At 54.4% G+C, this 25,783-nt stretch carries 27 protein-coding genes, 2 pseudogenes and 1 other annotated feature; of the genes and pseudogenes, 20 read left to right on the plus strand and 9 right to left on the minus strand.

Translation table 11 applies throughout. The annotated features are described in order from the left end of the window. Together AC3G3F_RS09110 and AC3G3F_RS09115 are read left to right on the plus strand one after the other, a co-directional pair. Positions 1–802, plus strand: an 802-nt coding sequence (locus tag AC3G3F_RS09110) for a cytochrome c-type biogenesis protein CcmH (protein ID WP_488394837.1), incomplete at its 5' end; no start/stop codon positions are given. A gap of 324 nt (positions 803–1,126) precedes the next feature. Then, on the plus strand, positions 1,127–2,353 hold the full coding sequence (locus AC3G3F_RS09115) for a YidR family protein (RefSeq protein WP_088733638.1): 1,227 nt from the start codon (positions 1,127–1,129) through the stop codon (positions 2,351–2,353). A 1-nt stretch (position 2,354) separates the two neighbouring features. Here AC3G3F_RS09115 and AC3G3F_RS09120 read toward each other — a convergent pair whose 3' ends face one another. After that, on the minus strand, positions 2,355–2,687 hold the full coding sequence (locus tag AC3G3F_RS09120) for a YceK/YidQ family lipoprotein (RefSeq protein WP_023247229.1): 333 nt from the start codon (positions 2,685–2,687) through the stop codon (positions 2,355–2,357). Positions 2,688–2,930: 243 nt separating this feature from the next. After that, positions 2,931–3,004: a sequence feature (ROSE (Repression Of Heat Shock gene Expression) occurs in the 5'-region of heat shock genes and acts as an RNA thermometer to modulate expression.), on the plus strand. On the opposite strand from AC3G3F_RS09120, the gene ibpA reads away from it, so the two are divergent. From ibpA to AC3G3F_RS09155, 7 genes are all read left to right on the plus strand, one after another. Next, the gene (ibpA, locus tag AC3G3F_RS09125) at positions 2,998–3,411 is read left to right on the plus strand and encodes a small heat shock chaperone IbpA (RefSeq protein ID WP_023186035.1); all 414 of its coding nucleotides are present in this window, start codon (positions 2,998–3,000) and stop codon (positions 3,409–3,411) included. It overlaps the preceding feature by 7 nt. Positions 3,412–3,519: 108 nt before the next feature. Continuing rightward, the gene (gene ibpB / locus AC3G3F_RS09130) at positions 3,520–3,948 is read left to right on the plus strand and encodes a small heat shock chaperone IbpB (RefSeq protein WP_023247230.1); all 429 of its coding nucleotides are present in this window, start codon (positions 3,520–3,522) and stop codon (positions 3,946–3,948) included. A gap of 344 nt (positions 3,949–4,292) precedes the next feature. Continuing rightward, a complete protein-coding gene (locus tag AC3G3F_RS09135; protein WP_023247231.1) occupies positions 4,293–5,954 on the plus strand; it encodes a putative transporter in 1,662 nt (553 codons plus the stop codon). Between the two features lie 36 nt (positions 5,955–5,990). After that, positions 5,991–6,305, plus strand: coding sequence for a hypothetical protein (locus AC3G3F_RS09140; RefSeq protein ID WP_154707542.1), 315 nt, complete (start codon positions 5,991–5,993; stop codon positions 6,303–6,305). Positions 6,306–6,403: 98 nt separating this feature from the next. Beyond that, positions 6,404–6,751 carry a YidH family protein gene (locus AC3G3F_RS09145; RefSeq protein WP_023247234.1) on the plus strand — a complete coding sequence of 116 codons (348 nt, stop codon included), beginning with the start codon at positions 6,404–6,406 and terminating at the stop codon, positions 6,749–6,751. Then, positions 6,741–7,103 carry a DUF202 domain-containing protein gene (locus tag AC3G3F_RS09150; RefSeq protein ID WP_023247235.1) on the plus strand — a complete coding sequence of 121 codons (363 nt, stop codon included), beginning with the start codon at positions 6,741–6,743 and terminating at the stop codon, positions 7,101–7,103. The genes AC3G3F_RS09145 and AC3G3F_RS09150 overlap by 11 nt, the downstream gene beginning before the upstream one ends. Beyond that, a complete protein-coding gene (locus tag AC3G3F_RS09155; RefSeq protein ID WP_053509260.1) occupies positions 7,100–7,630 on the plus strand; it encodes an SPASM domain-containing protein in 531 nt (176 codons plus the stop codon). Before AC3G3F_RS09150 ends, AC3G3F_RS09155 begins: the two co-directional genes overlap by 4 nt. 46 nt (positions 7,631–7,676) lie before the next feature. On the opposite strand, the gene dsdA is transcribed toward AC3G3F_RS09155, so the two are convergent. Both dsdA and dsdX read right to left on the minus strand, forming a co-directional pair. Next, complete coding sequence (gene dsdA, locus AC3G3F_RS09160) at positions 7,677–8,996, minus strand: D-serine ammonia-lyase (protein WP_053509262.1); 1,320 nt, start codon at positions 8,994–8,996, stop codon at positions 7,677–7,679. Between the two features lie 17 nt (positions 8,997–9,013). Beyond that, the gene (gene dsdX / locus AC3G3F_RS09165; RefSeq protein WP_023247238.1) at positions 9,014–10,351 is read right to left on the minus strand and encodes a D-serine transporter DsdX; all 1,338 of its coding nucleotides are present in this window, start codon (positions 10,349–10,351) and stop codon (positions 9,014–9,016) included. 225 nt (positions 10,352–10,576) lie between these two features. On the opposite strand from dsdX, the gene dsdC reads away from it, so the two are divergent. Continuing rightward, positions 10,577–11,500 carry a DNA-binding transcriptional regulator DsdC gene (gene dsdC / locus AC3G3F_RS09170; protein ID WP_488394984.1) on the plus strand — a complete coding sequence of 308 codons (924 nt, stop codon included), beginning with the start codon at positions 10,577–10,579 and terminating at the stop codon, positions 11,498–11,500. Positions 11,501–11,615: 115 nt separating this feature from the next. Beyond that, on the plus strand, positions 11,616–12,650 hold the full coding sequence (locus AC3G3F_RS09175) for a cellulase family glycosylhydrolase (protein ID WP_053529962.1): 1,035 nt from the start codon (positions 11,616–11,618) through the stop codon (positions 12,648–12,650). Here the strand turns inward: AC3G3F_RS09175 and emrD are convergent. Then, complete coding sequence (emrD, locus tag AC3G3F_RS09180) at positions 12,577–13,761, minus strand: multidrug efflux MFS transporter EmrD (protein ID WP_023247241.1); 1,185 nt, start codon at positions 13,759–13,761, stop codon at positions 12,577–12,579. The genes AC3G3F_RS09175 and emrD overlap by 74 nt on opposite strands. 310 nt (positions 13,762–14,071) lie before the next feature. On the opposite strand from emrD, the gene AC3G3F_RS09185 reads away from it, so the two are divergent. Next, positions 14,072–15,238: an RNA-guided endonuclease InsQ/TnpB family protein gene (locus AC3G3F_RS09185; protein WP_139816492.1), complete on the plus strand. Its 1,167-nt coding sequence runs from the start codon at positions 14,072–14,074 to the stop codon at positions 15,236–15,238. Positions 15,239–15,262: 24 nt separating this feature from the next. On the opposite strand, the gene AC3G3F_RS09190 is transcribed toward AC3G3F_RS09185, so the two are convergent. The 3 genes and pseudogenes from AC3G3F_RS09190 to AC3G3F_RS09200 form a co-directional block, all read right to left on the minus strand. After that, positions 15,263–16,123 (minus strand): DMT family transporter, encoded by an 861-nt coding sequence (locus AC3G3F_RS09190; protein ID WP_024149600.1) that lies wholly within the window; start codon positions 16,121–16,123, stop codon positions 15,263–15,265. A gap of 92 nt (positions 16,124–16,215) precedes the next feature. Then, positions 16,216–16,305 (minus strand): type I toxin-antitoxin system toxin TisB, encoded by a 90-nt coding sequence (tisB, locus tag AC3G3F_RS09195; protein WP_053529956.1) that lies wholly within the window; start codon positions 16,303–16,305, stop codon positions 16,216–16,218. Further along, positions 16,302–16,416: pseudogene (locus AC3G3F_RS09200) on the minus strand (hypothetical protein). Before AC3G3F_RS09200 ends, tisB begins: the two are co-directional and overlap by 4 nt. A gap of 521 nt (positions 16,417–16,937) precedes the next feature. Here AC3G3F_RS09200 and ivbL point away from each other — a divergent pair. The 3 genes from ivbL to ilvN all read left to right on the plus strand — a co-directional run bounded on the left by ivbL (position 16,938) and on the right by ilvN (position 19,125). Beyond that, positions 16,938–17,036 carry an ilvB operon leader peptide IvbL gene (gene ivbL / locus AC3G3F_RS09205; RefSeq protein WP_024134875.1) on the plus strand — a complete coding sequence of 33 codons (99 nt, stop codon included), beginning with the start codon at positions 16,938–16,940 and terminating at the stop codon, positions 17,034–17,036. A gap of 106 nt (positions 17,037–17,142) precedes the next feature. After that, the gene (gene ilvB, locus AC3G3F_RS09210) at positions 17,143–18,831 is read left to right on the plus strand and encodes an acetolactate synthase large subunit (RefSeq protein ID WP_079813772.1); all 1,689 of its coding nucleotides are present in this window, start codon (positions 17,143–17,145) and stop codon (positions 18,829–18,831) included. Between the two features lie 3 nt (positions 18,832–18,834). Then, a complete protein-coding gene (gene ilvN / locus AC3G3F_RS09215; protein ID WP_001171828.1) occupies positions 18,835–19,125 on the plus strand; it encodes an acetolactate synthase small subunit in 291 nt (96 codons plus the stop codon). Between the two features lies 1 nt (position 19,126). On the opposite strand, the gene AC3G3F_RS09220 is transcribed toward ilvN, so the two are convergent. Beyond that, positions 19,127–19,912, minus strand: a complete 786-nt coding sequence (locus AC3G3F_RS09220) for a DeoR family transcriptional regulator (protein WP_023247247.1) — start codon at positions 19,910–19,912, stop codon at positions 19,127–19,129. Positions 19,913–20,236: 324 nt separating this feature from the next. Here AC3G3F_RS09220 and rbsK point away from each other — a divergent pair, with 324 nt between their 5' ends. The 3 genes from rbsK to AC3G3F_RS09235 are packed head-to-tail and all read left to right on the plus strand — an operon-like array spanning position 20,237 to position 23,529. Beyond that, complete coding sequence (gene rbsK / locus AC3G3F_RS09225; RefSeq protein ID WP_023247248.1) at positions 20,237–21,157, plus strand: ribokinase; 921 nt, start codon at positions 20,237–20,239, stop codon at positions 21,155–21,157. Between the two features lie 30 nt (positions 21,158–21,187). After that, entirely contained in the window at positions 21,188–22,504 is a 1,317-nt protein-coding gene (fucP, locus tag AC3G3F_RS09230; RefSeq protein WP_000998359.1) for an L-fucose:H+ symporter permease, read from the plus strand. 11 nt (positions 22,505–22,515) lie between these two features. Further along, positions 22,516–23,529, plus strand: a complete 1,014-nt coding sequence (locus AC3G3F_RS09235) for an aldose 1-epimerase family protein (RefSeq protein ID WP_488394844.1) — start codon at positions 22,516–22,518, stop codon at positions 23,527–23,529. Here the strand turns inward: AC3G3F_RS09235 and AC3G3F_RS09240 are convergent. After that, a pseudogene (locus AC3G3F_RS09240) lies at positions 23,475–23,660 on the minus strand (hypothetical protein); the annotation flags it as partial. The gene AC3G3F_RS09235 and the pseudogene AC3G3F_RS09240 overlap by 55 nt on opposite strands. 22 nt (positions 23,661–23,682) lie before the next feature. On the opposite strand from AC3G3F_RS09240, the gene uhpA reads away from it, so the two are divergent. Continuing rightward, complete coding sequence (gene uhpA / locus AC3G3F_RS09245; protein WP_000633672.1) at positions 23,683–24,273, plus strand: response regulator transcription factor UhpA; 591 nt, start codon at positions 23,683–23,685, stop codon at positions 24,271–24,273. Beyond that, on the plus strand, positions 24,273–25,775 hold the full coding sequence (gene uhpB, locus AC3G3F_RS09250; RefSeq protein WP_488394846.1) for a signal transduction histidine-protein kinase/phosphatase UhpB: 1,503 nt from the start codon (positions 24,273–24,275) through the stop codon (positions 25,773–25,775). The genes uhpA and uhpB overlap by 1 nt, the downstream gene beginning before the upstream one ends. Positions 25,776–25,783 lie beyond the last annotated feature (8 nt).

Consider the following 25,783-nt stretch of genomic DNA (forward strand, 5'->3'; position numbering starts at 1 on the left):
CATCGATTACATGGTGGCGCGCTACGGCAACTTCGTCACCTACGACCCGCCGCTGACCCCGCTGACGGTGCTGCTGTGGGTGCTGCCGCTGGCCGCCATCGTGGCGGGCGGGTGGATAATCGTCGCCCGCACGCGCCGGCGGGTGCGCCTGCGCCGGGAGCCGTTGCCGGCGGACACCCCGGCTCCCGGCGCGCGCGCCGGGTGGGGCGTTTACGTGCCGGGGGCCGTCATCGCGCTGGCGGTCAGCGCCGGCGGCTACGCCCTGACCGGCAGTTATCCGCAGGTGAGGGCCTGGCAGCAGGCGACGGCGCAGGCGCCCGGGCTGCTGGACAGGGCGCTGGACCCGGCGGCGCAGCCGCTGAATGAGGAAGAGATGGCGCGGCTGGCGCTGGGGCTGCGCACGCGCCTGCAGCGCGACCCCGGCAACGCCGAAGGCTGGATGATGCTCGGCCGGGCCGGCATGGCGCTGGGCGACGCCGGTACCGCCACAGGGGCGTATGCGAATGCTTACCGTCTGGACCCGGAAAACCGCGGGGCGGCGATGGGCTACGCGGAGGCGCTGACGCGCTCGTCCGACCCGGAGGATAACCGTCGCGGCGGGGAGCTGCTGCGCCGGCTGGTGAGCCGCGACCACACGGATATCCGGGTGTTAAGCCTGTATGCGTTCAGCGCCTTTGAGCAGGGGCGTTCTGGCGAGGCGGTGGCGGCCTGGGAGATGATGCTGAAGTTACTGCCGGCTGGCGACGCCCGGCGGGCGGTGATTGAGCGCAGTATCCGCCAGGCGCTGGCGCAGGAGAAATAAGCGTGGAAGGTGCCGGATGGCGACGTAAAACGTCTTATCCGGCCTACAGAGTTCATCCTGGCTCGCTAAGCGGTGTCGCCAGCCGTTTCAGGGGTTAGCGATAACGTCTACTGGCAACGTGATCCCGCCGCGAATAAAGAACTCTGAGCATCTGGCGCCAGTGTGCGCATCTTTCCGCTTAACTGCCGCGCCTAAGCCGATAATCGCTACGTCAACGTGTTCCCTCGTTCTGTCCACCGTTATTGAAATGGCGATATGCTAAAGCCTGAAAGTGAGGCCCGTGTGAAGTATGATGGCGATCATCGTCTCGTATCAGGACATCCCATGAAACAAATCACCTTTACGCCGCGCCATCACCAGCTTACCAACACCAATACCTGGACGCCTGACAGCCAGTGGCTGGTCTTTGATGTGCGGCCTTCAGGCGCGTCATTTACGGGCGAGACCATTGAGCGTGTAAATGTGCATACCGGCGAAGTGGCGGTGATTTATCGCGCTGCGCAGGGCGCGCATGTCGGCGTGGTGACGGTGCATCCTGCCGACAATCACTATGTGTTTATTCACGGGCCTGAAAACCCTGATGAGACGTGGCATTACGATTTTCATCACCGCCGGGGCGTTATTGCAACGCCGGGGGGCGTGACTAACCTCGATGCGATGGATATTACTGCGCCGTATATTCCCGGCGCGCTGCGCGGCGGCAGCCATGTCCATGTTTTTAGCCCGAACGGTGAGTTAGTGAGTTTTACCTATAATGACCACGTTCTGCATGAGCGCGATCCGGCGCTGGATCTGCGCAATGTCGGCGTGGCCGCGCCGTATGGGCCGGTAACGGTGTCGGTTCAGCATCCGCGCGAATACAGCGGTAGTCACTGGTGCGTGCTGGTTAGCCGCACGACGCCTGCGCCGAGACCGGGCAGCGACGATATTAATCGGGCCTATGAAGAGGGCTGGGTGGGCAACCGCCAGATTGCCTTTATCGGCGATACGCTGTCGCTGACGGGCGAAAAAGTCCCGGAGCTGTTTATTGTCGATTTACCGTGTAGTGAAAACGGCTGGAAACAGGCAGGCGACACGCCGCTGACGGGAACCGAATCAACGATGCCATCGCCGCCGTTGGGTGTGGTTCAGCGGCGTCTTACCTTTACTCACCAGCGTGTTTACCCTGGACTCACTAACGAACCGCGCCACTGGGTCCGCAGTAATCCGCAGGCGACGGCGATCGCCTTTTTGATGCGGGACGACAACGGCGTAGCGCAACTGTGGCTGATGTCGCCGCAGGGAGGCGAACCCCGGCAGTTAACGCATCATGCGACCGGCGTGCAGTCAGCGTTTAACTGGCATCCGTCGGGTAAATGGCTGGGGCTGGTGCTGGAAAATCGGCTAGCCTGCTGCGACGCACAGAGTGGGAAGATCGACTTTTTAACCGCCAGGCACGACAACCCGCCTTCTGCGGACGCTGTCGTTTTTTCACCGGATGGGCGACACGTCGCATGGATGGAAGAGGTGAAAGGATTCCGTCAGCTATGGGTGACGGAAACCGGGCGATAAATCAGGGAGAGGGCATCTTCGCGGGTGGGATGACGGCATTGGTCATTTTCGTCTCCTCCTCGCTTTTCTCTACGCGCGATCTTACCGAACTGTCTTTGCGGAAGATATCCCACGGCAGAAGAATCGTATCCATCACGGCGGTAAACGGCATATCCAGGATGGCCAACGATTTTGTGCCCCAGTTTGTCTCATCGTTACCGATCATCGTAGCGCTGGCGCGCGTGCCAGGATAAGTGCCTTCTTTACCGCCGGTGTGCGACATGACGCTTGAACAACCGACTAATAAAAGTATCCCATTACATAGTATCAGCGTTAACAACACGTTTTTTATCATCACTCATTCATCTGTTGGTTGTCGGTATTTGCATGATGAGTTATAGCGATCCGTTGCTAAAAATAACATCACCAGGACGTGGCACTGTGGCGGTCATCGCACTTTAACAATCAGTGCTGTCCCAACCAGTCTATGCAATAGCCAATAAACTGCAAAAAAAAGTCGGATTAAAATACTTGAAAAGTACGTATTCAGACCCATTTTTAAGACGTAGTGAATAGTAAGGACACGCCTGATGGGTGTTCTGGCAATTCTGGCCTGTCCATGATGGAAGGTCTGACATTCTCGCTGATTTCAGGAGCTAATGATTATGCGTAACTTTGATTTATCCCCGCTGTACCGTTCTGCCATTGGTTTTGACCGTCTGTTTAACCTGCTTGAAAATAACCAGAGCCAAAGTAATGGCGGCTATCCTCCGTACAACGTTGAGCTGGTAGACGAAAACCACTACCGCATCGCCATTGCCGTTGCCGGTTTTGCTGAAAGCGAACTGGACATTACCGCCCAGGATAATTTACTGGTGGTAAAAGGCGCTCATGCGGACGACCAGAAAGAACGTACTTATCTGTATCAGGGCATTGCCGAGCGTAACTTTGAACGTAAGTTCCAGTTAGCGGAGAACATTCACGTTCGCGGCGCAAACCTGGTCAACGGGCTGCTGTATATCGAACTGGAGCGCGTGATTCCGGAAGCGAACAAACCGCGCCGTATCGAAATTAACTGATTCCGTCGGGTCGCGTTGTGCGGCCTGTCATCCCATGCTCGCCGTCAGGGAGCATATGCACACGTGAAGTGTGAAGGTAAAACTCGCTTCTTAGAAGGAGAAATGATTATGCGTAACTACGATTTATCCCCATTGCTGCGTCAATGGATCGGTTTTGACAAGCTGGCCAATGCGCTGCAAAACAGCGGTGAAAGCCAGAGCTTCCCGCCCTATAACATCGAAAAAAGCGACGATAACCACTATCGCATCACCCTGGCGTTAGCCGGTTTCCGTCAGGAAGATCTGGATATTCAACTGGAAGGCACGCGGCTGACGGTGAAAGGCACGCCGGAACAGCCGGAAAAAGAGCCGAAATGGTTACATCAGGGCCTGGTCATGCAGCCTTTTAGCCTGAGCTTTACGCTGGCTGAAAATATGGAAGTTTCCGGCGCGACGTTTACCAACGGCCTGCTGCATGTTGATTTAACCCGCAATGAGCCGGAAACTATTCCGCCGCAGCGTATCGCCATTAACGAACACTCCGCATTAAATAGCTAATGAGCTCCTTGCCTTGCCCCGCCAGAGATGGTGGGGCTTTTTTGTGCCACGCAAATGGAAGAAAAACTGCGAAGAGATTCCGTTCATACAAAACAGCAGGCCATACCAGGAGCTACAGCATATACCCATCTCGTCGGTCGGATAAGACGCCACGCGTCGCCATCCGGCATATCATCGCCTGATGGCGCTGCGCTATCAGCCCTTAAGAAAAAGGGTAAAATGTTGCCGAAGTAAGGACGCCTGGGCTGTTTTGTAACATGAGAATGTGCGCCATGCTGTATATATGCCTTAACGCTTCAGTCATAATCCCTATAAATTGAAATGTTACTCACAGGGAAGAGAAGATGAGTGATATCGCATTGACGGTCAGCGTTCTGGCGCTGGTGGCGGTTGTCGGGTTATGGATCGGCAACATCAAAGTGCGCGGTGTCGGCTTTGGTATTGGCGGCGTTCTGTTCGGCGGTATTATCGTCGGTCACTTTGTCGATCAGGCAGGGATGACGCTGAGTGGCGATATGCTGCACTTTATCCAGGAATTCGGCCTGATCCTTTTTGTTTATACCATCGGAATACAGGTGGGGCCGGGGTTTTTCGCCTCGCTGCGTGTTTCCGGGCTGCGTCTCAATCTGTTTGCTGTTCTGATTGTGATTATGGGCGGGTTGGTCACCGCGATTCTGCATAAAATTTTCGCTATTCCGTTGCCGGTGATGCTGGGGATTTTCTCCGGCGCAGTCACCAATACGCCTGCGTTAGGGGCGGGTCAGCAAATCCTGCGCGATCTGGGAACGCCAATGGATCTGGTGGATCAGATGGGGATGAGCTATGCGATGGCGTATCCGTTTGGCATCTGCGGTATTTTGCTCACTATGTGGCTGATGCGGCTGATTTTTCGCGTTAACGTCGAGGCGGAGGCGCAGAAGCACGAATCCTCTCTCGCTAACGGTCATTCATTGATTCAAACAATGAATATCCGTGTCGAGAACCCAAACCTCAATAATATGGCTATCCAGGATGTGCCGATCCTGAACAGCGATAAAATCATTTGCTCACGCCTGAAACGCGACGACACGCTGATGGTGCCGTCGCCGGGAACGATTATCCAGTCGGGCGACCTGCTGCACCTCGTCGGTCAATCTGCTGACTTGCATAACGCGCAACTGGTGATCGGTAAGGAAGTGGACACCTCGTTGTCGACGCGCGGCACGGATTTACGCGTCGAGCGTGTGGTCGTCACCAACGAAAAAGTGCTCGGCAAACGTATCCGCGATTTGCACTTTAAAGAGCGTTATGACGTGGTTATCTCCCGCCTTAACCGCGCGGGCGTTGAGCTGGTCGCCAGTAGCGACGCCAGCCTGCAGTTTGGCGATATTCTTAATCTGGTGGGGCGTCCTGCCTCGATTGATGCGGTAGCCAATGTGGTCGGCAACGCGCAGCAAAAACTCCAGCAGGTGCAGATGCTGCCGGTGTTTATCGGTATCGGATTAGGGGTTCTGCTTGGATCAATCCCGTTGTTTGTGCCGGGATTCCCGGTCGCGTTAAAACTGGGGCTGGCCGGCGGGCCGCTGATCATGGCGCTAATTTTGGGGCGTATCGGCAGCATCGGTAAGCTGTACTGGTTTATGCCGCCGAGCGCCAACCTCGCGTTGCGTGAGTTAGGCATCGTTTTGTTTCTGGCGGTCGTTGGGCTGAAATCCGGCGGCGATTTTGTCGATACGCTGACGCAGGGCGAAGGATTAAGCTGGATTGGCTACGGTATTTTCATCACCGCTATTCCGCTGATTACCGTCGGTTTACTGGCGCGAATTTTTGCCAAAATGAACTATCTGACGCTATGCGGGATGCTGGCCGGTTCGATGACCGATCCGCCAGCGCTGGCATTTGCCAACAATCTTCATGCCACCAGCGGCGCGGCGGCGCTTTCTTACGCGACCGTCTATCCGTTAGTGATGTTCCTGCGTATTATTACGCCACAACTGCTGGCGGTGATTTTCTGGGGAATGGGTTAGCGCCTGATGGCGTGTTGCTTATCCGGCCTACGTTCTGTGTCAAATCCAGGCCGGATAACGCTCTCCGCCAACGCGCCAGTCACACTTCTGCACTTCTTCTTATACCTCTCCTCAATAAACGCGCTAATCAGCGTAATGGCAACAAGCATAATTCCAATTTATTTCAGTTGGTTAACAATATTTATCGCGTTTTTTTTCATCGCGATGGGTGGTTTTTCACCTTTTAATCCGGCAATAATGCCTTTCCTGGCGGTGGCGTTGAAAAAGGTCGCAACTGAAATGAAAAATAGCGGGAATGAGCGCGGTTGCACCGAAACGCATTGCCAGTGGACTACATTTATTTTGCCATAAGATTCCCTTGCTGCGGGATAATGTGAAGCATATCAGCAACAACGTGAGTGGTATTCTGAAAACGAACGGGGATACATAATAACGCAAAAGGAGTCGTCATGAAGATTTCCCGCCTCGGAGAAGCGCCGGATTACCGCTTCTCACTGGCAAATGAGCGTACCTTTCTGGCGTGGATTCGCACCTCGCTGGGATTTCTGGCGGCAGGCGTCGCTCTTGACCAACTCGCCCCAGATTTTGCCACGCCGGTGATCCGTGAACTATTGGCGCTATTGCTATGTCTGTTTGCGGGCGGCCTGGCGATTTATGGCTATCTGCGTTGGCTGCGTAATGAAAAAGCGATGCGTCTGAAAGAGGATTTGCCCTATACCCATAGCCTGTTGATCATTAGCGTTATTTTGATGGTTGTCGCGGTGATTGTGATGGGGCTGGTACTGTATGCCGGATAATCGTAAAGCCCGTCGGCAGAACGATCCGGGGCTGCAACCGGAACGTACCTCGCTGGCCTGGTTTCGTACGCTGCTGGGATACGGGGCGTTAATGGCGTTAGCCGTCAGGCACCACTGGCATCAGGCGGGATTCCTGTTCTGGGTGTCAATCAGCGTTCTGGCGATAGTGGCGGTGATTCTTTGGCGTTATACCCTGAGTCGTAATTTGATGGATGTCGCGCATAGCGATTTTTCCGAAACTCATGTCGTGCGTGACAAATTTTTGATCTCCCTCGCGGTGCTGTCGCTCGCAATCCTGTTTGCTGTTACCCATATTCGCCAACTTATTGCATTTATCGGGGATTTTATATGACAGGACGTCAGGACATTGTCGTGAGTAATGACCAGATTCAGGTCGTCGTAAATCGCCAGAATAGCCGGCAACCTCAGCAACTGTACCGTAATTTACAGCGGCTCGGCATTCACAATGTCCATTTTATCCCATTGTTGGAACATGACCGGAACGGAATGTTGACCGAGGATTCATTGTGTTCAGCGGAATGGGGCCAGTTTTTAAATAGTGTCTTTGATATCTGGGTACGTGAAGATATTCAGCGTATCTCGGTCCGTCTTTTTGATGAGACGTTACGGCAGTGGTGCGGCGGCAGGGATGGCGCTGAAGCGCCGGACACGGCGCAGTTAAGCGCTGAATGTCAGAAGTGCTCTGTATTGCGATTTTGCGGCGGCGGATGCCCTGAGCACCGGGATAGTCAGGGGAAAAATCGGCTTTGCGAGGGTTATCAGGCCTTTTTTCACTATTCCTCGCCGCATATGCGGGTGATGCGGGATTTACTGAAGCAGCATCGTTCACCGGAGGAGTTGATGGCGATGCTGCGTTGACTAATGTGCCGGATGGCGCTGCCGTCTTTCCGGCACTGAGCGAGTATTAGCGTCCTTTCGCCAGGTATTGTTCCATTTCATCCTCCGGCACCATGCCGCCCCCTGTTGCCCACACCAGATGCGTCGCGTTGCCAAGCTGCGTTTGACTGAATCCATGCCTTTGCTGATACGTGGCGGCGCAAATGCGCTGCGGTCCGGCCATCCCCGCCAGAGCTGATGGCTCCAGTCGAATTCCTTCCTCCTGCGCCAGCCAGCCCAGCATGTCATACATTGTTTGATCGTCTAAGGTATAGAGGCCGTCAAGCAGACGCTCCATTGCCCGACCAACAAAGCCCGAAGCGCGACCTACCGCCAGGCCGTCAGCCGCCGTCAGGTTATCAATACCGATATCTTGTACTGAGATGGCATCGTGCAGACCGGTATAAACACCGAGTAACATACAGGGCGAATGGGTCGGTTCGGCAAAGAAACAGTGTACGTTGTCGCCAAACGCCAGTTTCAGGCCAAAGGCGACGCCGCCAGGACCACCGCCAACGCCGCATGGCAGATAAACAAACAGCGGGTGACTGGCGTCAACGACGCGTCCCTGCTGCGCAAATTGCGCTTTCAGGCGCTGACCCGCTACCGCATAGCCCAGAAATAGCGTGCGGGAATTTTCATCGTCGATAAAGAAACAGTTTGGATCGGACTGCGCTGCTTTACGGCCCTGCTCAACCGCCACGCCGTAATCATCTTCGTATTCCACGACCGTCACGCCGTGGCGGCGCAGCTTCGCCTTTTTCCAGGCGCGGGCGTCGGCAGACATATGTACTGTCACTTTAAAACCGATACAGGCGCTCATGATACCGATCGATAACCCCAGATTACCGGTTGAACCGACGGCGATACTGTACTGGCTGAAGAATTGTTTAAATTCCGGCGAAAGCAACACGCTATAGTCATCGTCGGTGGTTAACAGACCCGCCTCCAGCGCCAGTTTTTCCGCGTGTGTTAGCACTTCATAGATGCCGCCACGTGCTTTAATGGAACCAGAGATCGCCAGGTGACTGTCTTTTTTTAACAGCATTTCACCGTCGATCGTTTGTCCATACTCTTTTTCCAGCCGTTTTTGCATGGCCGGAATAGCGACCACGTCAGATTCGATCATTCCGCCAGCGGCGGCGGTTTGCGGAAACGCTTTCGCCAGATACGGCGCAAAGCGCGCCAGACGGTCATGGGCGGCGTTTACGTCCTGCTCCGTCAGGCCGACATACGGTAGCCCTTGTGCAAGAGAGGTGGCGCCCGGGTTAAACCAGGTAGTTTCTTTGAGGGCGACCAGATCCTCGACCAAAGGATACCGGGCGATGAGCTTTTGTATGTTTTCCATAGTACGTCTCTTTACGATCAGATGATAAAGGAAAGCAGGAATGTGCCAGCCAGTGCAACGACAGATGCGATAAACGTGGCCGTCGTATAGTATTTAAACGTTTCATTCAGCGTAGCGCCGCAATACTGCTTGACCAGCCAGAACAGGGAATCGGTCACGATCGTGCAGCCAATGGCGCCGGAACCAATGGCAATCGCAATGATCTCCGGGCTAACGTCAGGATAGAGCGGCAGCATGGGTGCAACAATCGCGGTGGCGCCCATCATGGCTACCGTCGCAGAGCCGACCGCCGCGTGCAGAATCAGCGCTACCAGCCACGCCAGCAGAATCGGGTGCATATGCATATTTGAGAGGATCACCGCCAGCGTGTCCGCCAGTCCGCTACTTTTGAGAATGGCGTTGAACGCGCCGCCCGCGCCGATAATCAGCAGGATGTTCGCAATGGCGCCAAAGCCGTTTTCGGTGTGGGTAAGTAGCGCGCTCATACCCATATGCTGGCGCAGACCGAGTATGTAATACGCCACAAAGACAGCGATAAACATCGCGGTGATCGGATTACCGATAAACTCCAGCAGCGTATACAACGTGCCGTCTTTCGCCATATTCAGTTCAGCGACGGTTTTCACCAGCATCAGGCCAATCGGCAGCAGAACGGTAAACAGCGTTGCGCCCAGCGACGGCAGGGTGTTTTCGGCGCGCACTTCAAGATCCGCAAACTCTGTCGGTACGGGCTTGAACGGCAGACGGTTACCCAGAAACTTTAAGAACAGCGGACCGCCGACCAATGAGGCCATCAGTCCGACCAGCAGACCGTAGACAATCACCGAGCCGATATCCGCCCCCAGTTTATTTGCGACAAACAGCGCAGCCGGATGCGGCGGTACCACGCAATGGACGGCCATCAGCGCGGTACACAGCGGAATGGCCAGCTTCAGCAGCGAGGTATGGGTCTTTTTAGCGATAGAAAACGCCAGTGGGATGAGCAACACGACGCCCACTTCCACGAACAACGTGATACCGCAAATCAGCCCCACCAGTACCATGATCACGTCAGCAGAGAGCCAGCGGCAGCGCTGGAGCGTAAGCCCGATGCGTTCCGCCGCGCCGGAAACCTCCATCATTTTGCCGAGGATGGTGCCAAGACCGATAACGGCGGCCAGAAAACCGAGCGTACCGCCTATTCCGCTTTCTATCGCCGTGACCATCTCCAGCGGCCCCATGCCCATCATCGCGCCTACAAAGAAACTGGCGAGCAATAACGCCAGGAAGGGGTGGAATTTAAACTTCACGATGGTCAATACGATTAACACGATGCTTATCAGCAGCGTGCTCACTACCCAGATTTGAGTGTGCATATCTCACCTACCCTGTGATTAATCTGTTCTTATTGGACAGAAAAACAGCACACTCTGACAAACGATATAATTCGCCATTCACATGACACAAATTGAATCAAATGTGTGATTTCTATCTAATATTGTTTTTATTTTGCGATATGGTTCATTTTGCTTCATCTATGTGCGGATTTTTTCAGCGTGTTTTTTTACACTTCGAGAAATTAAAAGATGACTGAGGTTGCCATGGAACCCCTTCGCGATATCCGAAACCGCTTACTCAACGGTTGGCAGTTATCAAAACTCTATACTTTTGAAGTCGCAGCCAGACACCAGTCCTTTGCTCTGGCGGCAGATGAGCTGTCGTTAAGCCCCAGTGCGGTAAGCCATCGTATCAATCAACTGGAAGCCGAGTTGGGAATCCAGCTATTTGTCCGCTCTCACCGTAAAGTGGAGCTTACCCATGAAGGCAAACGGGTATTCTGGGCGCTGAAATCGTCGTTGGATACGTTGAATCAGGAAATCCTCGATATCAAAAATCAGGAACTGTCCGGCACGCTGACCGTATATTCACGCCCCTCTATCGCCCAGTGCTGGCTGGTGCCTGCGCTGGGGGACTTTACCCGTCGCTATCCGTCAATTTCTCTTACCATGCTGACCGGCAATGATAACGTTAACCTACAGCGTGCCGGAATTGACCTGGCTATCTATTTTGACGATGCGCCGTCGGCGCAGCTCACGCATCATTTTTTAATGGATGAGGCGATTCTGCCCGTCTGTAGCCCGGATTACGCCCATCGTTTTGCTTTGCAGGGCAACCTGAACCATCTGCGCCACTGCACGCTCTTACACGACAGACAGGCGTGGAGCAACGATTCGGGCACGGATGAATGGCATAACTGGGCGCAGCATTTTGCGGTGAATTTGCCGGATTCATCCGGCATTGGTTTCGATCGTTCTGATTTAGCGGTGATTGCCGCGATGAACCACATTGGCGTGGCGATGGGGCGTAAACGGCTGGTGCAAAAGCGTCTCGACAGTGGTGAACTGATTGCACCTTTCGGTGAAATGAGGCTGAAATGCCATCAGCACTATTATGTCACCACTCTGCCTGGCAGACAGTGGCCGAAAATCGAGGCATTTATTCGCTGGTTGCAGGAACAGGTGTGAAGATTTATTACGCTTTGCCGCTACACCTGCCGGGAGAGAATATGCTAAATACGTGCTATCACCGTGGTAAAAATTTTTAGGGGGCGTCGTGTTTAAGCCGCTTATTGCCTCTCTCATGCTGACCAGCGCGGTCGTCTATGCGAAACCGATGCCATTGACGGCGGCGCGCTATGCGCAGCAGCTTGGCATTGGGATGGATGTTGACTGGGCGCGAACGGAACGGGGTATCCGCGAGTTTGATCCGCTGGTAGTGCGGGATTTTAAGGCAAAAGGGTTAACTCATGTCCGTATCCGTGTGGCAGGTGCGCCGACGGAAGCGCGCCTCATCCATTTGCGTAAGCTGGTAGAAGCCTGTGAATACTATGGCATCATTCCCATTATTGCCTATCAGGCGGATGCGTATAAAAACGATCCCAGCGCCAGCCATGAAAAGGAGCTGATCAACTGGTGGAGCGTGGTCGCGCGCTATTTTGGTCAGACATCCCCGCTTCTGGGGTTCGATCTCATTTATGAGCCTGCCGACAAACTCAATCATAATATGGCGTCGCTGAATCGCGTATATGACAAAACCATCCGCCTGATTCACGCTATTGACCCACAGCGTATGATTTTCGTTGCCCCCCGCATGCGTGCCGCGCCGGAGGATTTGCCCGTGCTTAAACTGCCGGCGCAAAGCCAGAACTATGTACTGGCGGAGTGGCATATCTTCCCGTGGGGACCACTGAAAAGCGGCGGTAAATATCCGTGGACGTCAGGCACGACGGCGGAAAAAGCGGCGATTCGGGCGCGGATTAACGCTGCGGTTCGCTGGCAGCATAAGACCGGCCATGCAAGCTGGGTGGGCGGATGGGCGCCGGGAGCGTCAATAAAAATTACGCCGGTCGCTTCACAGTTCGCGTTTGCCCGTTTTATGGCCTGCGAACTGAAAAAAGCGCATATTCCGTATGCGATAAACACGGACACTCAGTTTTACGACGGCGAAGAAGGGGCGTGGCGTCCGGCGCAGGAGCCGCTGCTCAATGCGATAATCACGCCGGAATGTGAAACGCCCGGCAAAAAGCCGGGCGAGGGGGACGTTAAACCGTCTGTCCCTGATGCGAGATCCGTGACGCCAGCGGCAGCCAGCACGCCAGGATCAGCAATCCCATAAGGGTCATCAACAATCCCAGGCTGCCCTGACCGGTTTGCGGCAGCATTGCCGAAAGCCACGCCAGTACGCCGGAACCAATATTTTGCAGCCCGCCGACCAGCGCGCCAGCGGTGCCTGCGAGGAACGGAAAAGGCTCCATTGCGCCGCTGGTGGCCAGTGGAAATAACATCCCGGCGCCGAAGAAAAACAGCGCAGCGGGGATGAGTAGCGTCCAGACGTTCATCACGCCAAACCAGCCGGGAATCCACATCATAAGGCCTGCCAGCAGACAGCAAATAACTGACTGCCACATCAGGGTTGAGAAGCGTTTATTCGGGCGTCCGGCAAACCAGGCGCCGAAGAACGCCGCCGGAATCGGCAGAATAAACAGAATGCTTACCGCCATACTGCTGAGACCTAATACTGCCCCCATCAGTACGCCGGAACAGGCTTCAAAGACCGCAATGCCAGCCAGCCCGCCGATCAGCATCAGCAGGTAACAGTTAAATGCGCCGTTGCCAAACAGTGTTTTATAGCTGGCGATCAGCCGTGTGCGCGGCGCGCCAGCGGGGCGGGTTTCCGGCATCCAGCGCGCCATGCTGAAGGTGACGCCAGCGCAAAGCACCAGCAGGAAAGCGTAACAAGCGCGCCAGCTCCACATGGTGTCCAGTAGACCGCCAATCAGTGGCGCTAACAGCGGGCTGACCAGAATCCCCATATTTAACAGGCTATTGGCGTGACGAAGTTGTGTTCCTTCATACAGATCGCGCGGGAGCGTTCTCGCCATTACTCCGCCAACGCCGGTTCCCATCCCTTGCATGGCGCTGGCGGCAATCAACACCGTCAAACTATGCGTGGTCATGGCGATCAGGGTCGCTACCATAAAAATAGACATGCCGACGAGAATTACCGGGCGACGCCCAACCCGGTCGGAAAGCGGGCCGTAAAACAGTTGCGAGACGCCGTAGGTCAGGAGATAAGCAGCCATTACGCTCTGGACGGCGCCTTCCCGGACGTTTAGCGCTTGTGCCATATCGGCGATGGCGGGAATATAAATGGTTTGCGCCATCTGCCCTACGGCCACCAGTAACACCAACATCAACAACAAATTGACGCTTCTCTGCCTTTTCATTTCGCTGATTACTTTTCAAAAAAAGAAAAAATAAGAATAACTTGCTGCGCATTCCCATAAATGCGAGAGGAATCTACCACACCAGAAAAAGAAGGCCAGACAGCAACCTGCAATGGCAGACGAAGGAACGGCAGGAAATGTAAACAAAAGCGGCAACAAATGTTGCCGAGAATGTGTTACGTCTGCGGCTGTTATCAATTTGCGCGTAAGACCTCGCACAATTGGGCGGAGATATAAGCGCGGTAACTGCGTAACATTTTTTGACCTTCTTCAATATGGCTTACATTTTTCAGCGTATTTTGTAAGTCATATGAAGCGCGCCTATAAATATCGATTCTATCCAACACCCGGGCAGGTTGAGCTTTTAGCTCAAACGTTCGGGTGCGTGCGTTTTGTCTATAACAGCATCCTCCGCTGGCGCACTGACGCGTACTATAAGCGTCAGGAGAAAATCGGCTATACGCAAGCCAGCGCACGATTAACGGCGCTGAAAAAGGAGCCGGAATTTGCCTGGCTCAATGATGTTTCCAGCGTGCCGCTACAGCAAGCCTTGCGCCACCAACAGGCCGGACTCTCAAACTTTTTCGCCGGACGAGCCAGATATCCGACATTCAAAAGCAAGCGCCATAAACAGGCTGCTACGCTCACCGATGCCGCGTTTAAATACCGCGATGGCAGGTTGTACATGGCAAAGAGCAAAGCGCCTTTAGACGTGCGCTGGAGTCGCCCGCTGCCGTCCGTGCCGTCTACCGTCACCGTATCCAAAGATGCCGCCGGGCGGTACTTTGTTTCGTGTCTTTGCGAGTCTGAACCTGCATCACTGCCGCTCACCTCTTCAATGGTCGGCATTGATGTTGGTTTAAAAGATGTGTTCGTCACCGATAGCGGATTCAGGTCCGGCAATCCCCGCCATACCGCGAAATACGCGGCTCGCCTGGCGCTACTCCAGCGCCGGTTAAGCAAAAAGGCCAAAGGCTCAAAGAACCGCGCCAGAGCCCGCTTAAAGGTGGCCCGACTCCACGCGAAAATAGCCGATTGCCGAATGGATGCCCTGCACAAGGCCACCCGCAAACTCATTAACGAGAATCAAGTTGTTTGCGTCGAATCCCTCAAAGTGAAAAACATGCTCCGCAACCCGTCACTGTCAAAAGCGATAGCAGACGCAGGCTGGAGCGAATTTGTGCGCCAGCTCCGGTACAAAGGCGAATGGGCCGGACGTTCAGTGGTAGCCATTGAGCAGTTTTTCCCGTCCTCAAAACGCTGTAGCCGTTGCGGTTTCACGATAAAAAAAATGCCGCTGGATGTCAGGAAATGGCACTGCCCGGAATGCGGCGCAGACCATGACCGTGACATAAACGCGGCACGGAATATAAAAGCGGCGGGACTCGCCGTGTTAGCTTGTGGAGAGCCGGTAATCCCTGAACCGCTTAATGCGGCTCAGGTTCGGCTCCGCGAAACAAGAATCCTTGCCCTTTAGGGCGAGGAGTACGTCAATGGGCAATCATGACAGACGGAGTAAAATCGCCCCGAGGGCAATCCCGCCTGCCGCCACCAGACGTAGCCCGGCAACTTTCTCTTTAAGCAGCAGCCAGGCTATCAGCGCGCCGAATAAAATTGATGTCTCACGCAGCGCGGCGACCACCGCCAGCGGCGCCTGGGTCATGGCCCATAGCGCCAGCCCATAAGATCCCATGGTGCCAATTCCGCCAAAAATGCCTTTTTTCCACTGTTGCGCCAGATAACGCGACGCTTCCCGCCGCCGTGCAATCATCGCCCAGGTTAACAGACAGGCGCCGTTGAGAAAAAATGACCATAGCGTATAACCCAGCGCCGTTTCTGAGAGTCTTACGCCGGTACCGTCCACCAGCGTATACCCGGCAATAAAACAGGCGTTAGTTAATGCCAACACGATACCGCGTTGGGAGCTGGCGCGGCCATTACAGGCCATCCCAAGTATCGCCATGCAGATCACTGCGATGCCGACCCAGGCTAGCGACGACAGGCTGTCGCCAAGAAACAGAACGCTAATGAGCGCCACCAGCAGCGGCGCGGTGCCGCGCATAAGGGGATAGGTCTGGCTCATGTCCGAGACCTGATATGTTTTCGCTACCAGGACGGTATACACCACCTGGAGCGCGGTAGAAGCCGCTAAAAAAGGGATACTGGCGTGAGCTGGCTGCGGCGAGAAGGGCAAAAGGATCAATGCCATGACCGCCGCGGAACCGCTGACGCCGATCGCAGCGTAGAGCTTATCGTTTCCCGCTTTGACAATGGCGTTCCAGCTGGCATGTAGCAGCGCGGCGAACAGCAAAATGCAGAAAACGGAAAGGGTCATAGCGTCAGGCGTCGTTGAGGATGTCATAAAAACGTAACATATCCGGGAAGCGAAAGACCAGCGGATAAGGTGAAAGGGGAGCGGTTGCCCGCTCCCCTTCGGTGCGGCTTGAATCTGAATTACTTAAGGTATTTCAGAACAGCATCAAGCAGTTGCAGTGCTGCAACAATGAGTTTCAGGATAAGAATGGTGATATCCACTATGCTCATACGCGTCTCCTGTGGTTAAGGAGCACTGCCAGCCGACGTACCTTTCCGCTGCCTGTTGCCAGCTGTTGCGCACGCGATCCCTTTTGCGAGGAATAGTGTGCGTGTTGACATAACACAGTGTGCTCACGAGGGGGTTAAGGCGCTGACGGCACCACCCGTTTCAGCCAGGACTTCGTTGCGCCGGTTTACGATGCGGCCCCCGCATAACACATTGTGTCAAAGACATTATAGTTAAACACTGTATAAATGAACAGTAATTTATAGACAGAACGGAGCTTCTGATCCATACTCAAATTCATCAAAATTCGCGCCGAAATTGCGCGTTCTGCACAGAACGCGTATACTTCTGCTGTTGACATAACACAGTGTGCTTCGCGGCTACCACCCGCATTACGCTGTAAAACCTCGCTTCGGCGAGGTTTTTTGTTTTCAGGCATTTTGAAACGCGTGATCATTAATCCCGGCGATTACCTGAGGGCGCTACGCTTATCAGGCCTATGCTCAAAGTGTGTAAGTTCGTAGAAAAATGTGATCGCTGACGCATTTTTGTGCAGATGAAAATTTTTCCGTTGTCATGCTGAAAGCGCTGTGCTTGTATAAAACGTGTTAATAACAAACAGACAAGGCCCCTAATGAACCCTTCCATGCTGAACGCGACCCTACTAAAAACTGCGCCATCTCGCGCAGTGGTCGTCGTGCGTGTGGTGGTGGTCGTCGGCAATGCGCCGTAGGGTCCGGAACACACACGATTCCAAAACCCCGCCGGCGCAAACCGGGCGGGGTTTTTCGTTTAAGACACCTTCCCGGAACGTCGGCTCAGAATAAAAGGAATGGAGCATGGCAAGTTCGGGCACAACATCTACACCTCAGCGCTTTACGGGCGCGGAATTTATTGTTCATTTTCTGGAGCGCCAGGGGATTCGTATCGTCACCGGCATTCCCGGTGGTTCGATTCTCCCCGTTTACGACGCGTTAAGCCAAAGCACGCAAATCCGTCATATTCTGGCGCGCCACGAACAAGGCGCGGGGTTTATTGCGCAGGGGATGGCGCGAACGGAGGGTAAACCTGCCGTCTGCATGGCTTGTAGCGGGCCGGGCGCGACCAATCTGGTCACGGCCATTGCCGATGCGCGCCTGGATTCCATTCCGTTAATCTGCATTACCGGGCAGGTTCCGGCGTCCATGATCGGTACTGACGCATTTCAGGAAGTAGATACCTACGGTATCTCTATCCCCATCACCAAGCACAACTATCTGGTCAGGAATATCAATGAGTTGCCTCAGGTAATGAGCGATGCTTTTCGTCTGGCGCAGTCGGGGCGTCCCGGCCCGGTGTGGATAGACGTTCCTAAAGATGTGCAGACGGCGACAATCGAACTGGATGTGTTGCCGCCGCCAGCGGAAAAATCACCTTCGCCGGATTTTAGCGCAGAGAGTATCCGCGAGGCCGCCGCGATGATTAACGCGGCGAAGCGTCCGGTGCTGTATCTGGGCGGCGGCGTGATCAATGCGCCGACACGCGTGCGCGAACTGGCGGAAAAAGCGCAACTGCCGACGACAATGACCTTAATGGCGCTGGGAATGCTGCCTAAGGCGCATCCGCTGTCGTTAGGAATGTTGGGGATGCACGGCGCGCGCAGTACCAATTTTATTCTGCAAGAGGCCGACTTGCTGATTGTCCTGGGCGCGCGTTTTGATGACCGGGCGATTGGCAAAACGGAGCAGTTTTGTCCGAACGCCAAAATCATCCATGTGGATATCGATCGCGCAGAGTTAGGCAAAATTAAGCAGCCGCATGTGGCTATTCAGGCGGATGTCGATGATGTACTGGCACAGTTAATTCCTCATATCGAAGCACAGCCGCGGGAAGCATGGCATCAGTTGGTTGCGGACTTGCAGCAAGAATTCCCCTGTGGTATTCCCCAGGAAAATAACCCGCTTAGCCACTATGGACTGATTAACGCGGTCGCCGCCTGTGTGGACGACAACGCGATTATTACCACTGACGTAGGTCAGCATCAGATGTGGACCGCGCAGGCTTATCCGCTCAACCGTCCGCGTCAGTGGCTGACTTCCGGCGGGCTGGGTACCATGGGGTTTGGTCTGCCCGTGGCGATTGGCGCGGCGCTGGCGAATCCGGGCAACAAGGTGCTGTGTTTTTCCGGCGACGGTAGTTTGATGATGAATATTCAGGAGATGGCTACCGCCAGTGAAAACCAGTTGGATGTGAAAATTATCCTGATGAATAACGACGCGCTGGGACTGGTACATCAGCAACAGAGTCTGTTCTATAAACAGGGCGTTTTTGCGGCGACCTATCCGGGAAGCATCAATTTTATGCAGATTGCCGCCGGGTTTGGTCTGGACATCTGTGATTTGAATAACGAAGCCGATCCGCAGGCGGCGTTGCAGGCTATCATCCGTCGTCCGGGACCGGCGTTGATTCACGTGCGTATTGATGCGGAAGAAAAAGTGTATCCGATGGTGCCGCCGGGCGCGGCAAATACAGAGATGGTGGGGGAATAAGCCATGCAGAAACAATCACATGAGAACGTTATTCTGGAGCTGACCGTTCGCAACCATCCTGGCGTGATGACCCACGTCTGCGGGCTGTTCGCCCGACGCGCTTTCAACGTTGAGGGCATTCTCTGTTTACCGATTCAGGGTAGCGATCAGAGCCGCATCTGGCTTCTGGTCAATGACGATCAGCGGCTTGAACAGATGATAAGCCAGATCGATAAACTGGAAGACGTGGCGAAGGTGGTACGAAACCAGTCCGATCCCACCATGTTCAATAAAATTGCCGTCTTTTTTGAGTAAGTTATTCACTTTCCGAATCAGGCGTGATGACTTTGACGGAACCATTCCGACAGTGAACGGCATAATCTGTCGGTAATGGGCGATCGCTAATCAGGACATCAAAAGCAGAAAGCGGACCAATGCTGGCAGGTGCGACCTCATCAAACAGGGCGTGACGCGCCAGCAAAATTTTACGCAGACCGCGCTCCATCGCTTTACGTTTGGCGGCAAGATCATCCGGGTTAAACCAGCTCACGCCAAAATGTTCATGTACGCCGCTGGCGGAAATAAACACTTTGCGCGGATTGAGCGAGTCCAGCACCGAAGGATTATTGGCATCATAAAAGGCATCGCTCTTGGCCCGATAAGTGCCGCCGCACAGAATCGCCGTGGCATTAGGCTTTTCATTAAGCGCGATAAATACCCGATGTGAGTAGCAAATCCCGGTAAAGGTAATATCATCCGGTATCATGCTGATGACTAATGGCATTTCTGGACCGTTATCAAAAAAAACCAGATCGTTTTCACGCACCAGACCGGCGGCCAGGATCGCAACGGGAAGGTCGTCCCGATGATGCGTCTTTTTCGCCGGCAGCGGCGTATTGGTTGAAGACGTAGGTTTATTTACCATGACGATATAGCCGCCGAGTAGCGTCAGCGGTAAAGGGTCATCATCCTGGCTGAGATCGCGGCGAATGGTCATCACCGAAACTTCCAGCATCCGCGCGGCGTCTTTCAGATGGATTCGATCAGTCTTTTTCAGTAACTCCATCAAGCGTCGGATACGTTCTTTTTGTTTGGTCTCCATTCACCCTCTCCGCAAATCATGTTGTTATGTTTCTTCAGTAACATTTATGTGTTTCTGAGAACATTACAGTGTGGCACTACTATACGTCTGGCTGTCAGGAAATAAAAGCGGGTTTATTCGCGTTTTTAAACAATAAATAGTTAATTTTCAGTGAATTGTAACAATAAAAATGATTTGGTACGCGTATGTTTTGCCTGGGGTTGTTCACGAAATAAACGGCAAAATGATCCTCTATTCGCGATCATAGTCACAAATGATACGGAAATAACATGATAATGTTATTTTAATATCATTGTCGTGTGACGATTTCTGAGAGGGAGTAAAATGGATATCGCGGTTATTGGCTCTAACATGGTGGACCTTATCACCTACACCAACCAGATGCCCAAAGAAGGGGAAACTCTGGAAGCGCCGGCGTTTAAAATCGGCTGCGGCGGAAAAGGGGCGAACCAGGCCGTGGCGGCCGCTAAGCTCAATTCAAAAGTATTGATGTTGACCAAAGTGGGCGACGATATTTTTGCCGACAACACCATTCGTAATCTCGAATCCTGGGGGATCAACACGACGTATGTAGAAAAAGTACCGTGTACCAGCAGTGGAGTAGCACCGATTTTCGTCAACGCCAACTCCAGCAACAGCATTTTGATCATCAAAGGTGCCAACAAGTTTCTCTCGCCGGAAGATATCGATCGCGCGGCGGAAGATTTAAAAAAATGCCAGCTTATTGTTCTGCAACTGGAAGTTCAGCTTGAAACGGTTTATCACGCCATAGAATTTGGCAAGAAACACGGGATTGAAGTGTTATTAAACCCTGCGCCAGCATTACGGGAATTAGATATGTCTTATGCCTGTAAATGCGATTTCTTTGTACCTAATGAAACTGAACTGGAAATATTAACGGGGATGCCGGTTGATTCCTGCGATCGTATTCGTGCGGCGGCGCGTTCACTGGTGGATAAAGGGCTGAACAATATTATTGTCACGATGGGCGAAAAAGGCGCGCTATGGATGACGCGTGACCAGGAAGTACACGTTCCGGCGTTTAACGTCAATGCTGTTGATACCAGCGGCGCGGGCGATGCCTTTATCGGCTGTTTCGCGCATTACTATGTCCAGAGCGGGGATGTGGAAGCCGCCATGAAAAAAGCCGTCCTCTTTGCCGCTTTCAGCGTCACCGGGAAAGGCACCCAATCCTCTTATCCAAGCATTGAGCAATTTAATGAGTATCTTTTGTTGAACGAATAACAATCACCCTGCACTGTTAAAGGTAGCACTATGAACGATAAAAACATCGTTCAGATGCCCGATGGGTATCTGAATAAGACACCTCTGTTCCAGTTTATTTTGTTATCCTGTTTATTCCCATTATGGGGATGCGCAGCCGCGTTAAATGATATTCTGATTACGCAATTTAAAAGTGTATTTTCGCTGAGCAACTTTGCTTCGGCATTAGTACAAAGCGCCTTTTATGGCGGTTATTTTTTAATTGCTATTCCGGCCTCGCTGGTCATTAAAAAAACCAGTTATAAAGTGGCGATACTTATCGGCCTGACGCTGTACATTGTCGGCTGTACGCTCTTTTTCCCGGCGTCGCACATGGCGACTTACACCATGTTCCTCGCGGCGATTTTCGCCATTGCGATTGGCCTGAGTTTCCTGGAAACGGCGGCGAATACCTACAGTTCTATGATCGGGCCAAAAGCCTACGCAACGCTGCGGCTGAATATCAGCCAGACCTTTTATCCGATCGGCGCGGCGGCAGGAATTTTATTGGGTAAATATCTGGTCTTTTCCGAAGGGGAAAGCCTGGAAAAACAGATGGCGGGCATGAATGCCGAGCAAGTCCACAACTTCAAGGTGCTGATGCTGGAAAACACTCTGGAACCCTATAAGTACATGATTATGGTTCTGGTGGTGGTGATGGTACTGTTCCTGCTGACGCGTTTCCCGACCTGTAAAGTCGCGCAAACCGCGAGTCATAAACGCCCCTCGGCGCTGGATACGCTACGCTATCTCGCCAGCAACGCCCGTTTCCGTCGCGGTATTGTGGCGCAGTTCCTGTATGTGGGAATGCAGGTGGCGGTCTGGTCGTTCACTATCCGTCTGGCGCTGGAGTTAGGCGATATCAATGAGCGCGATGCCTCAACCTTTATGGTCTACAGCTTCGCCTGCTTTTTTATCGGCAAGTTTATCGCCAACATTCTGATGACACGCTTTAACCCGGAAAAAGTCCTGATCCTTTACTCTGTGATCGGCGCGCTGTTCCTGGCCTACGTGGCGCTGGCGCCCAGCTTTAGCGCGGTATACGTGGCGGTGCTGGTCAGTGTTCTGTTTGGCCCCTGCTGGGCGACCATTTATGCCGGAACGCTCGATACCGTCGATAACGAGCATACCGAAATGGCGGGGGCGGTGATCGTGATGGCGATTGTCGGCGCGGCGGTGGTTCCTGCGATTCAGGGTTATGTGGCGGACATGTTCCACTCGCTACAGCTCTCATTCCTGGTTTCCATGCTGTGCTTTGTTTACGTTGGCGTTTACTTCTGGCGCGAAAGCAAAGTTCGCGGCAACCTGGCTGAAGTCGCCGCGTCCTGAGGAGATCAACCATGACAACACGTATTACATTATGGCGGGAGCTTTTTAACGAGCAGCCGCGTATCTTGCTGGAAAATGACGATTTTACGGTTACGGCGTTTCGTTACGCCAGCGGCGTGGAAGGACTGAAAATACAAAACAGCCGCGGTCATCTGGTGATTCTGCCCTGGATGGGGCAGATGATTTGGGACGCGCAGTTTGACGGTCATGACCTGACTATGCGCAACATGTTCCGCCAGCCGAAGCCGGCTGCGGAAGTGGTGGCAACGTATGGCTGCTTTGCTTTCCATTCCGGACTATTGGCGAATGGCTGCCCGTCGCCGGAAGATACACATCCGCTGCACGGCGAGATGCCCTGCGCTGCTATGGACGACGCCTGGCTGGAGTTAGAGGGTGACAGTCTGCGCGTGACCGGTCGCTACGAGTATGTGATGGGGTTCGGTCATCATTATCAGGCGCAACCTGCGGTGGTGATGCGTAAAGCAAGCGCGCTGTTTGATATTCTGATGACCGTGACTAACCTGGCTTCAGTCGCCATGCCGCTACAGTACATGTGCCACATGAACTATGCCTATGTGCCGAACGCCACGTTCCGCCAGAATATCCCGGATACCGCGCTGACGCTACGCGAGTCGGTGCCGGCGCATGTCAAACCCACGGCGCAGTGGCTGGCGTTTAATCAACAACTTTTGCAGGGTGAAGCCTCGCTGGCAACGCTCAACGAGCCTGGCTTTTACGACCCGGAAATCGTGTTCTTTGCCGATGAACTGGACAAGTACACGGATACCCCGGAATTCAGTATGATCGCCCCGGATGGCACCACGTTCGTGACACGTTTCGCCAGCGCGGAGCTAAATTACGTGACCCGCTGGATTCTTTATAACGGCGATCAGCAGGTAGCCGCCTTTGCCCTGCCCGCGACCTGTCGGCCTGAAGGTTTTCTCGCGGCGCAGCGAAATGGAACCTTGCTTCAACTGGAACCGCAGCAAACCCGGACGTTCACCGTCACGACAGGCATTGTCTGACCGCTCAAGGCTTGAACAGCCGCGCGCTTATCGTTAAGGTAAGTGCTTTTGCCGGATGGCGGCATTAATGCCTTATCCGGCCTACAACGGCACCTGCCCGTAGGCCTGATAAGCGCAGCGCCATCAGGCATGCCTTAGCGCCAGGATGAACCCATGATTACCGTTGCCCTTATCGACGACCACCTTATCGTCCGCTCCGGCTTTGCACAGCTACTGGGGCTGGAACCCGATTTGCAGGTGGTCGCCGAATTTGGTTCCGGGCGCGAAGCGTTGGCAGGCTTACCGGGGCGCGGCGTACAGGTGTGTATCTGCGATATCTCGATGCCGGATATTTCCGGACTGGAGTTGCTAAGCCAACTGCCAAAAGGGATGGCGACGATCATGCTCTCGGTTCACGACAGCCCGGCGCTGGTGGAACAGGCGTTGAACGCCGGCGCGCGCGGTTTTCTCTCTAAACGCTGTAGTCCGGATGAGCTGATCGCCGCCGTGCATACGGTGGCGACGGGCGGCTGCTATTTGACCCCCGATATTGCCGTGAAACTGGCGGCAGGTCGGCAAGATCCGCTGACCAAACGCGAGCGTCAGGTGGCGGAAAAGCTCGCCCAGGGTATGGCGGTAAAAGAGATTGCCGCCGAGCTGGGACTGTCGCCAAAAACGGTGCATGTTCACCGCGCGAATCTGCTGGAAAAATTAGGCGTCAGCAACGATGTTGAACTGGCGCATCGCATGTTTGACGGTTGGTAATGAACACCTTTTTTTCCCGTTTAATCACCGTTGTTGCCTGCTTTTTTATCTTCTCCGCCGCGTGGTTCTGCCTGTGGAGCATCAGCCTGCATCTGGTAGAACGCCCGGAGCTGGCGGCGCTACTCTTTCCCTTCGGCCTGCGCCTGGGACTTATGCTGCAATGCCCGCGCGGCTACTGGCCAGTATTGCTGGGCGCGGAGTGGCTGCTGGTGTACTGGTTGGCGCAGGAAGTCGCGCTGGTCCATCTGCCGCTTTTGATGCTCGGTAGTTTGTTGACGCTACTGCCCGTGGCGCTGACATCGCGTTACCGCCATCAGCGCGACTGGCGCACGTTATTGCTTCAGGGCGCTGCCCTCACCGCCGCGGCGCTACTGCAATCCCTGCCCTGGCTGGGGCAGGGGGAAGCGGCATGGAACGCGCTACTGCTGACCCTCACCGGCGGTCTGACGCTGGCCCCCATCTGCCTGGTCTTCTGGCACTATCTTACCAGTACCACCTGGCTACCGCTGGGACCGTCGCTGGTGTCGCAGCCGGTAAACTGGCGTGGGCGGCATCTGATCTGGTATCTGCTACTGTTTATCGTCAGTCTGTGGCTGCAACTGGGGTTACCTGCTGAACTTTCGCGCTTTACGCCGTTCTGCCTGGCGTTGCCGATTATCGCGCTCGCCTGGCATTATGGCTGGCAGGGCGCGCTCATTGCCACACTGATGAACGCTATCGCGCTGATCGCCAGCCAGACCTGGCACGATCATCCCGTCGATTTATTACTTTCGCTGTTGGCGCAAAGCCTGACCGGGCTACTGCTTGGCGCGGGCATTCAGCGTCTGCGCGAGCTGAACCAGTCGTTGCAAAAGGAGCTGGCGCGCAACCATCGGCTGGCGGAGCGTCTTCTGGAGACCGAAGAGAGCGTGCGGCGCGATGTTGCGCGTGAGCTGCACGATGACATCGGGCAGACCATCACCGCGATTCGAACCCAGGCGGGCATTGTGCAACGACTGGCGGCGGATAACGGCGGCGTGAAGCAGAGCGGGCAACTTATCGAGCAGCTTTCGCTGGGCGTGTATGACGCCGTGCGTCGCCTGCTGGGGCGCTTGCGCCCGCGCCAGTTAGACGACTTAACGCTGGCGCAGGCCATCCGTTCGCTGCTGCGCGAAATGGAGCTGGAAAGCCGCGGTATTGTCAGTCACCTCGACTGGCGAATTGACGAAACGGCGCTGAGTGAAAGTCAGCGCGTGACGCTGTTTCGCGTCTGTCAGGAAGGGCTGAATAACATCGTAAAACATGCCAATGCCAGCGCGGTGACGCTCCAGGGCTGGCAGCAGGATGAGCGGCTGATGCTGGTGATTGAGGATGACGGCAGCGGCCTGCCGCCGGGCTCTCACCAGCAGGGCTTCGGCCTGACCGGAATGCGCGAACGCGTGTCGGCGCTCGGCGGGACGCTAACCATCTCTTGTACCCACGGTACGCGGGTGAGCGTCTCGTTGCCCCAGCGTTACGTTTAAGGAAGGAT

It is taken from the genome of Salmonella sp. FC25216 (genome assembly GCF_057751355.1).